Origin of the sequence: Tautonia marina, from assembly GCF_009177065.1 — a bacterium.
Classification (GTDB): Bacteria; Planctomycetota; Planctomycetia; order Isosphaerales; family Isosphaeraceae; genus Tautonia; species Tautonia marina.
The window spans coordinates 102,798-110,371 of record NZ_WEZF01000025.1; the positions used below are offsets into that span (position 1 = coordinate 102,798).

The window sequence follows — 7,574 nt, forward strand, 5'->3', positions numbered from 1 at the left end:
CTATTCCGTTCCTTTCTGGAGGAAAAGTTCTGAGGTGATCAAGGCAACGATCAACTCTCGGAAACGGAACCCGGAGTCACGAAACGCCTCATAGAGACCATCGAGGACCGGCTCATCGTTGACGGTCTCCTGCCGACCGAACGCGTACCGGAAAAACTGCTTGACGATGGCCCGCTGGCTCGTCTCGCTCTCGGCGAGCAGCCGCCCCAGCTCCTTCGGCGTCGAGAACTCAGAGTTCTCGATCCCCTGGATGTACCCCGAGGGATCAATCTCCAGCTCGATCGACGTCGGACCACCCTCCCGGGAGGCGTTTCCCCTCCCCCTCCCGAATTGGAGCCTCATGGTCTCCTCGTAGGCACCGATCGCGTCATAATTCTCGAAACCCAGGCCGATCGGATCGATCAGGCGATGACACGAGGCGCACGACTCGCTGTTCAGGTGAATCGCAAGCCGCTCGCGGTTCGTCATGGGAGCGGCCTCGGTGACGACCGGCAAATCCGTGCTGACGCCCGCCGGAGGCGGAGGGACCTCCTGCCCGAGGAAGTGGTTGCGGACGAACAGGCCTCGGGCCGTCGGCGAGGTCTCGGCCGGATTGCTCGTCGCCACCAGGAAGGAGCCGTGGCCCAGCACCCCGGAACGCCCAGACTCGGCAGGATAGGCCACCTTGCCGAATTCCTCCTCCGGCATCGGAAGCTCATAGAGCTGGGCGAGGTCCGCGTTGATGAAGGTGTAATCGGCCGTGAAGATCGCACGGAAATCCCGATCATTCCAGACCAGGTCGTTGAAGAGGCGCCGCGTTTCTTCCACCATCGCCGCGGCGACCTCGGCGTTGTACTGCCGGAACCGGCGACGGTCCTTCGTGGCATCGAGCACCCGATCGAATCGGAGCCACTGGGCCAGGAACTCGTCCAGCGCACTGCGGGCTCGGGGGTCGTCGAGCATCCGACGGGCCGCCGCTTCGACCTGCCCTGGCGTCGACAGCTCGCCCGCTGCGGCGGCCCGGAACAGCTCATCGCTGGGCATCGTATCCCAGAGGAGGTACGAAAGCCGGCTGGCCATCTCGTAATCCGCGTCCGGGCCGTCCGCACCCCGCTCCACCCGAAACAGGAAGTAGGGCGACTGCAGCATGATCTCGATCACCATCGAGGCGCCCCGTTCGAACTCCTGGACCCGGCCGGCCTCCTCCAGGAACAGATCGCAATAGCGGGCCACTTCGTCCGCCGTCAGGGGGCGGCGGAAGGCCTTGAGCCCGAACTGCCGGACGAACTCGCCTGCGGCCTCGGCATCGGTCGGCGATTCGGGATTGCGAGGGATCAACCCCTGGTGATCCCCTCCCCGAAAGGCCGCCTGGGCCAGACGCTCTGCCGCCTTGCCATACGCCTCTGCTTGCAGCGGAGAGATCCCCTGAGCTTCGAGCTGGTTCTTGAATCCGTTGATGAAGTCTTCCTTGGGAAAACGGTTGGCCGGTTGAGACTGGTCGCCGAGGAGGTCTCGCACCGTGTGGTTGTACTGACTATGCGTCAGACGCCGGACGGTCAACGTCTCCAGCTCTCGCACCTCGGCCCGGGCGATGGTCTCGCGTGCCTTGCGCACCTGATCGTCTGAGAGCCCAGCCAGGTAATTGACCCAGCTCAGCAAGAGTTGCTCGTCTTCGCTGTCTGGCCTGATCCGCCGGCCACCGGTGTGTTCCGTCCGCCTCGTGGGCTTTGTCAGCAACAACGATTGCCGGGGATCGCCCCGATCAACCAGATCGATCATCGAGAGCCCAAACGCCACAATCTGCAGCTCGTTCGGATCCTCGCCCGGAAATTCGAGGAGCGTGTCGGAGGCCACACCATTATCGGTGTGGCATCGCTCGCACTGCACGGTGTGCAGCATGGGATAGACCTGCTCGACGAAGAACGACTCATCCCGCACCACCGTGTCCTCTGCCGCGGCAACCCGGCCGCATCCCGTGGCTGCCACGGCGATTACGAACGCGGCAAGCACTCCCCACCCCGGCTCCCGCCTTCCCATGGAATGACTCCCGGCTCTCGCCCGAGCCCCGTCCTCACAGGGAACAGGGAGGGCAATTCTTCGGCAGATCCCCAAAGGGACACTTGTCCTGAGGCTCCGGCGCTCCCGTCTTTCAGAAGCGTCATCCTATCACCAATCGGCCCCATCTGACAGGACTTCTGGAAGATTCTCGAGAGGAAAACATGCATGAAATCACTCGATGTTTCCCGACGATCCGCACGACCGGGCATAACACCTCGGTCCTCGTGACCGATCGTGATCCCGAAAGGGCCATCATACACTTTGTTGTTGACAGAATTGACCTTGTGGAATGTGGCTTGAAGCCCGGAATCGCTTCCCTCAACTGGCCATGAGTGCTTCTCGACTGTTCGTGTTAGCTGGGGTGCAAAGTCTGTATTCAGCGCAGAAAATACGGGGACGGCTCCTGAAGAGTCAGTCCCCGGATTGCGGAGGGGATGGAGAAGGGCGTTAGCTTCGGGAGACGTCCAGGCCGGTGAGGGTTCCATGACCGGTGTTGAAGGAGTCGACCTCAATGCCGAGGCGCTGGAGCATGCTGACATAGAGGTTGCAGAGGGGAGGGGGGTTCTGGGAATCGAACGCGAGGTGCTGTCCGTGGCGGAAGCCGCCGCCGGCGAGGAGAATGGGCAGGTTCTTGTTCGAGTGGCTGCTGGCGTCTCCCAGGTTGCTGCCGAGGTAGACCATGGTGCGGTCGAGGAGGGAATCGCCCCCTTCCTGGGAGTGCTTCAGCTTGGCAACCAGCTCGGAGAGGACCTTCATGCATTCGACCTCGATGAGTTCGAGCTGAGCAAGTTTGCCGGGGTCCTTGCCGTGGTGGGAGAGATCGTGATGCCCCTGGGTGACTCCCGGGATGGGAGGAACGCTGGTGGCGCCTGCGAGCATGATGGTGATCAGGCGGGTGGAATCGGTTTGAACGGCCAAGTGGGCGAGGTCGAACAGGAGGCGGGTCCGGCCGATGAGGTCGCTGCGATCGGTGATGTCCCGGGGGGGCTCGACATCGACCCTGGGCTTGGGAGTGCGTAACCACTTTTCATCGATGAGAAGGCGCTGCTCCAGCTCTCGGACACTGGTGAGATAGTCGTCGAGCTTGTGGCGATCGTCGGAGCCGAGTTCGGTGAGCAGGGATCGGGCCTGATCGCGAACGTCGTCGAGGATGCTGCGGCCGTCTTCAAGGTTTCGCATCTGGGCCCGGACCTCGTGCTCCTGCCCTTCAAGGAACATCTCGGCGAAGAGCTTCGAGGGGGAATGATGTGCGGGGACTCGGGCCCCGGTGCGGGTCCAGGAGAGACCGAGCCCTTCGCCGGAGAGGGCCAGGCTGGGGAACCGGGTCTGAGCGCCGATCTGCTCGGCAGCGAACTGATCGACGGAGATGCCGTTGCGGATGCCAGGCTGGCCGGCGCCAGGGATGCCAGTGAGGAAGCCGTCAATCGCCTGGTGGCCGCCACTGATGCCGGTCAGGCCAGAGATGACGGTGAACTCGTTCCGGTATTCACCCAGGACGTCGAGGTAGGGGGATAGCTCATCGAGCTGGCCCGCCTGCTTGGGGAAAAAACTCTCAGGGTAGAAGCCCAAGGGGGCACAGATGCAAATCATTCGCCGAGGGGCCTCGGCGAGGCCGGCGCCCCGAGCCTGGGTAGGAAGGAAGGCGTCGAGCCAGGGAAGGGCCACGGAGATCCCAGTGGCTCGAAGGAACTGGCGGCGGGAATGATGCATGGGACGAGGACCCGAAAGGGAGGAATGAGGGGTTCAGGAGCCGTGCCGAGCGATGGTCATGGGAATGATTCGGCTGGAGCAGCAGATTGTGTGCGGCACGCCGGGACAGGCCAACCCTATTGAGCAAAGGCTCTCTGGTTATTTGTTCCGAAAGACTGGGCTCTGAACGACTTCGTGTACGAGGGAGCGGAAGCCGTAATTCTGGTTACAGACAGAGGCGACGATGGCGTCGAGGTGGGGGCGGTCGGCCACGGTAGGGGGAACGCCGGTCGCGTAGGTGAGGAGTTTGCTGGCCACAGCACGGGCCAGTTGATCGGAGTCGGAGAGGAGGAGTTTTTTATATTCGTTGATGTTGCGAAAGCTGCGGCCATCGGGCAAAACGTCGGAAGGATCGACGGGAGGGCCGTTGCGGTAGGGCATGAGTCGACCGGCGACGGTGACGGGCTCACCGGCGCCGATGCTGCGGTAAGAGTCTCGCCAGCCGCCGATGACGTCGAAGTTCTCCAGGGCGAAGCCGGGAGGATCGATGGAGACGTGGCAGGAGGCACAGGAAACCACTTCGCGGTGTTTGGCCAGTTGCTCGCGGATGGTCGTCGCACCCCGGATGTCGGGCTCGACGGCTTCGATGTTGGCAGGGGGCCGGGGAGGAGGAGTGCCAAGGATGCTGTCGAGGACCCAGGCGCCCCGGACGATGGGCGAGGTGGTCGTTCCGTTGGCAGTCACCTTCATGATGGCGGCCATGGTCATGACACCGCCTCGGGGGCTGCCGGGCGGGATGTCAACCTTGCGGAAGGCGAGCCCCTCGACGCCGGGAATGCCGTAATGGTCGGCGAGTCGGCCGTTGAGGAAGGTAAAGTCGGCGGAGACGAAGTTTGCAATGCTGAGATTCTGGCGGAGGACTTCGTCAAAAAAGAGGTAGACCTCCTTGATCATGGAGGATCGGAGGATGTCGTCGTACTCGGGATAGAGCTGGCGGTCGGGGAGGGTGGCGTCGATGTCCGTGAGGCCAAGCCACTGGCCGGCGAAGTTCTCGGTGAAGGCCTGTGCCCGGGGGTCGATCAGCATGCGCTCAACCTGCTCGCGAAGGGTGTCTGGCTGGCTGAGGAGCCCCTGTTCGGCGAGCTGGAACAGTTCGTCGTCGGGCATCGAGCTCCAGAGGAAATAGGAGAGGCGATTGGCCAGGGAGTACTCATCGAGCGGAGCCGGCTGGGCAGGGAGGTCATTTGATGGGGAAGGGCTCGGGGGCCGCACGCGCTCGCGGTGAAAAAGGAAATGAGGGGAAACAAGGACGGCCTTGAGACCAACCCGCAGGGCTCGCTCGAAGGAATCGCCCTCGTCTAACCTGGCTCGGACGCGGTTGAGAAAGGGCTGAATCTCGTCCTCGGTGACTGCCCGCCGGAAGGCTCGGGGCAGGAACGCCCGGAGGATCGCCTCGGCATCGGCGAGGGGTTGCTCCGAGACGACTTCGAGGCGATCAGGCTGGTCGGGCACCCGCGCCTGGGGTCTGTCGCCGAAGAGGAGGCGATAGCTAGGCGGCGGCCAGGAATCGAGGAGCGGCCCTTCCATTTCGACCCATTGCACGACCAGGCCGGGGCCCTGGTACTGCTCGGCCCCGCCCATGCGCTGGAGGTCGCGCGGCCGGACGTTCGTATCGACAAGCAAACGGATGTTTCGACCCGCCTCCATCTGTTCGACGAACTCGATGAGGGTGGGTTCGCCGGGGGGAACGTCGAAGTAGCCGATGAGGGAGGGAGGGTCTCCGAGGTTGTCGGTCCCGCCGTTGATGTGGAAGAGGACGGGCTTCTCGCTCTGATAGGCGTAGGCGGAGAGGCGGATTCGGTATTTTCCTGGGGCTCGGGTGAAGAGGTTCCAGAAGACAATCTGAATGTTCGATGCGAGATCGGAGCTGAAAATGGCGACGCCGTCGTCGAGGTGGCGATAGACGCCATGGCGGCGAGTCGAGGAGTCTTCGAGAAGATTGATCCGACGCTGGAAGTGGGCGGGTCGGCGATGACCGGCGATAGCGGCGTCGAGTACCCTGTCCGCCGCGGAGAGGTAGCTCATCAGTTGATAGGAGGACATGTTCAGAATTTCGGCACTGGTATCGAAGCCCCCCGCGACGGAATCGGCAGGGAGCAGGTCGGAGAGGTCGAGGTCGACGTGGAGCAGGTCGCGCACGGTGTTCTGGTACTGGACCTGGTTCAGCCGTCGCAGGATCGCTCGGCCTTGCTGGGCCTGGCGGGTGGCTTCCGCCTCGGCAACCTGACCGTCGATCCAGGCGATCAGGGCTTTCAGCTCGTTGGCGTCGGGACGGGGCTTACCGGGAGGTGGCATGGTGCCAGTTTCGAGCTGGTCGAGAACGTTCAGCCAGTGCTCGCGGTTTTGATTGTCGGCAAAGTCGAGCGAGAGGGACTCCACGCGGAAGTCTCCCTTGGAGTCCGAGCCAGAGTGGCAGGACTGGCAGTATTGCCCGAAGAATTGTGCGGGAAGCTGCTCGGTCGACTGAAAGTCGGTCGGGGCGGCGGATGTCAGGGTCGTGGGCCCGCTCCATCCCCCTCCGACAAAGACCAGCGCCGCGATCAGGAGGGGGATGCCAGCCAATCGGCTGGGGTGCGGAGGGATCAGGCAAGTCGGTAGGATCGGTCTCGATGATCGGGGCTGGGCAGTCATGTTTCAGCCTGGCCTTTGCATTCGGAGCAAACTTGATTGGGAATCAGTAAGCCAAAGAGAGGGGCTGTCCTGGTTCCGGGTGGATTGCGGCGTCGCGGGAGCTTGAGAGCAAGAGGCCGATCCTGATACTCGTGACCTTAGATGTGGCTTCTCTTAAGATTCGTATTCTACCGAGAGTGATTCTGGGGATGAAGCGGGAAGCGCGCAAGCCTGAAAGGTCAAGAGCCACCAGGGTCCCCAGGCAGGAGCCGCTCCGTGTGAAGCCTGGAGTGATCCGACGAACGAGCCCTGCTGTTGATTGCTGGGGAGGAGCAGGTTTGTGAACGCTCTAGGTCTGTAGGATTGAACAGGCTGACGGAATCACGATGGCAGAAAGAAATACATAAATCTCATAAAAAACCATAATAATCATTCAACTCATAATTTATTTGACAGCAACAACAAGGATGCCAGCGGTCCCGATCGGCCCGAGCGGAGAGGGCACTAATCCGGCTCCGGACAAGGTCGGCGCGGCCAAGACAATCCAGATCACGAACAACGCAAGCGAGACGATCGACCCGTTGCTCCGAGGGGTAATTTCGGGGAAGACCTGATCTCGACCTCTGGCCTGGTATACGGACGAGGTGATCACTTGGGAGCAGGCCCAGGGTTCCGAGGAGGAGCTCTCCCCGACGCGGTACGATTGGGAGCTCTCGCTGCCGGCCTCGCTGGAGGCAATCCGCGGCCTGCCAGAGTTCGTCTGAGGTCGGTCCCGCGGTGGGCTCGTGAAGCAAAGTGGCCCCTTTCCGATTGCCCTTTGCCACGCCTCAATCTGTCATTGAGCCGGACAGACATGCCAACTGAGGTGTGATCTGCTCTGAGGAACGCAGGAATCGGCTCCTCCAGGGCTCAGGCGAAGCGCGCCCGGCGTGGCACGCTTGCCAACGCCAGGGCCGTTCGCGAGAATCGCCCATGGCGCCGGCGAGGCTCCGGGACGAATTGCCCCGATTACTGGAGGGACATGCCGATGGAAAGTCGTACTTCGTGGGGCATGGATGCGGCGCCGCTCGCCGGCTCAGACCGCTCGAGCGGTCCTCGAATCGGCCCGCTCGCCCCGGGCGCCGTCAACGCACGCCGTTCTCCCGACCTCCTTTCGACGGAGAGGCGACCACGCGGCA

General features: G+C 62.8%; 4 protein-coding genes. 1 reads left to right on the forward strand and 3 read right to left on the reverse strand.

The window, feature by feature from the left end; translation table 11 throughout:
* The 3 genes from GA615_RS23725 to GA615_RS23735 form a co-directional block, all read right to left on the reverse strand.
* Complete coding sequence (locus tag GA615_RS23725; RefSeq protein WP_152053816.1) at positions 1–2,016, reverse strand: DUF1592 domain-containing protein; 2,016 nt, start codon at positions 2,014–2,016, stop codon at positions 1–3.
* A gap of 468 nt (positions 2,017–2,484) precedes the next feature.
* Complete coding sequence (locus GA615_RS23730) at positions 2,485–3,747, reverse strand: DUF1552 domain-containing protein (RefSeq protein WP_152053817.1); 1,263 nt, start codon at positions 3,745–3,747, stop codon at positions 2,485–2,487.
* Positions 3,748–3,885: 138 nt separating this feature from the next.
* Positions 3,886–6,417: a DUF1592 domain-containing protein gene (locus GA615_RS23735; RefSeq protein WP_152053818.1), complete on the reverse strand. Its 2,532-nt coding sequence runs from the start codon at positions 6,415–6,417 to the stop codon at positions 3,886–3,888.
* A gap of 446 nt (positions 6,418–6,863) precedes the next feature.
* Between GA615_RS23735 and GA615_RS27635 the strand changes: the two genes are divergently transcribed.
* Positions 6,864–7,010 (forward strand): hypothetical protein, encoded by a 147-nt coding sequence (locus GA615_RS27635; RefSeq protein ID WP_161602517.1) that lies wholly within the window; start codon positions 6,864–6,866, stop codon positions 7,008–7,010.
* Positions 7,011–7,574 lie beyond the last annotated feature (564 nt).

What these genes read in the sequence shown, in the direction of transcription:
- GA615_RS23725 (WP_152053816.1), bottom strand. Translation starts at nt 2,016, where the DNA reads ATGGGAAGGCGGGAGCCGGGGTGGGGAGTGCTTGCCGCGTTCGTAATC.
- GA615_RS23730 (WP_152053817.1), bottom strand. Translation starts at nt 3,747, where the DNA reads ATGCATCATTCCCGCCGCCAGTTCCTTCGAGCCACTGGGATCTCCGTG.
- GA615_RS23735 (WP_152053818.1), bottom strand. Translation starts at nt 6,417, where the DNA reads ATGACTGCCCAGCCCCGATCATCGAGACCGATCCTACCGACTTGCCTG.
- GA615_RS27635 (WP_161602517.1), top strand. Translation starts at nt 6,864, where the DNA reads ATGCCAGCGGTCCCGATCGGCCCGAGCGGAGAGGGCACTAATCCGGCT.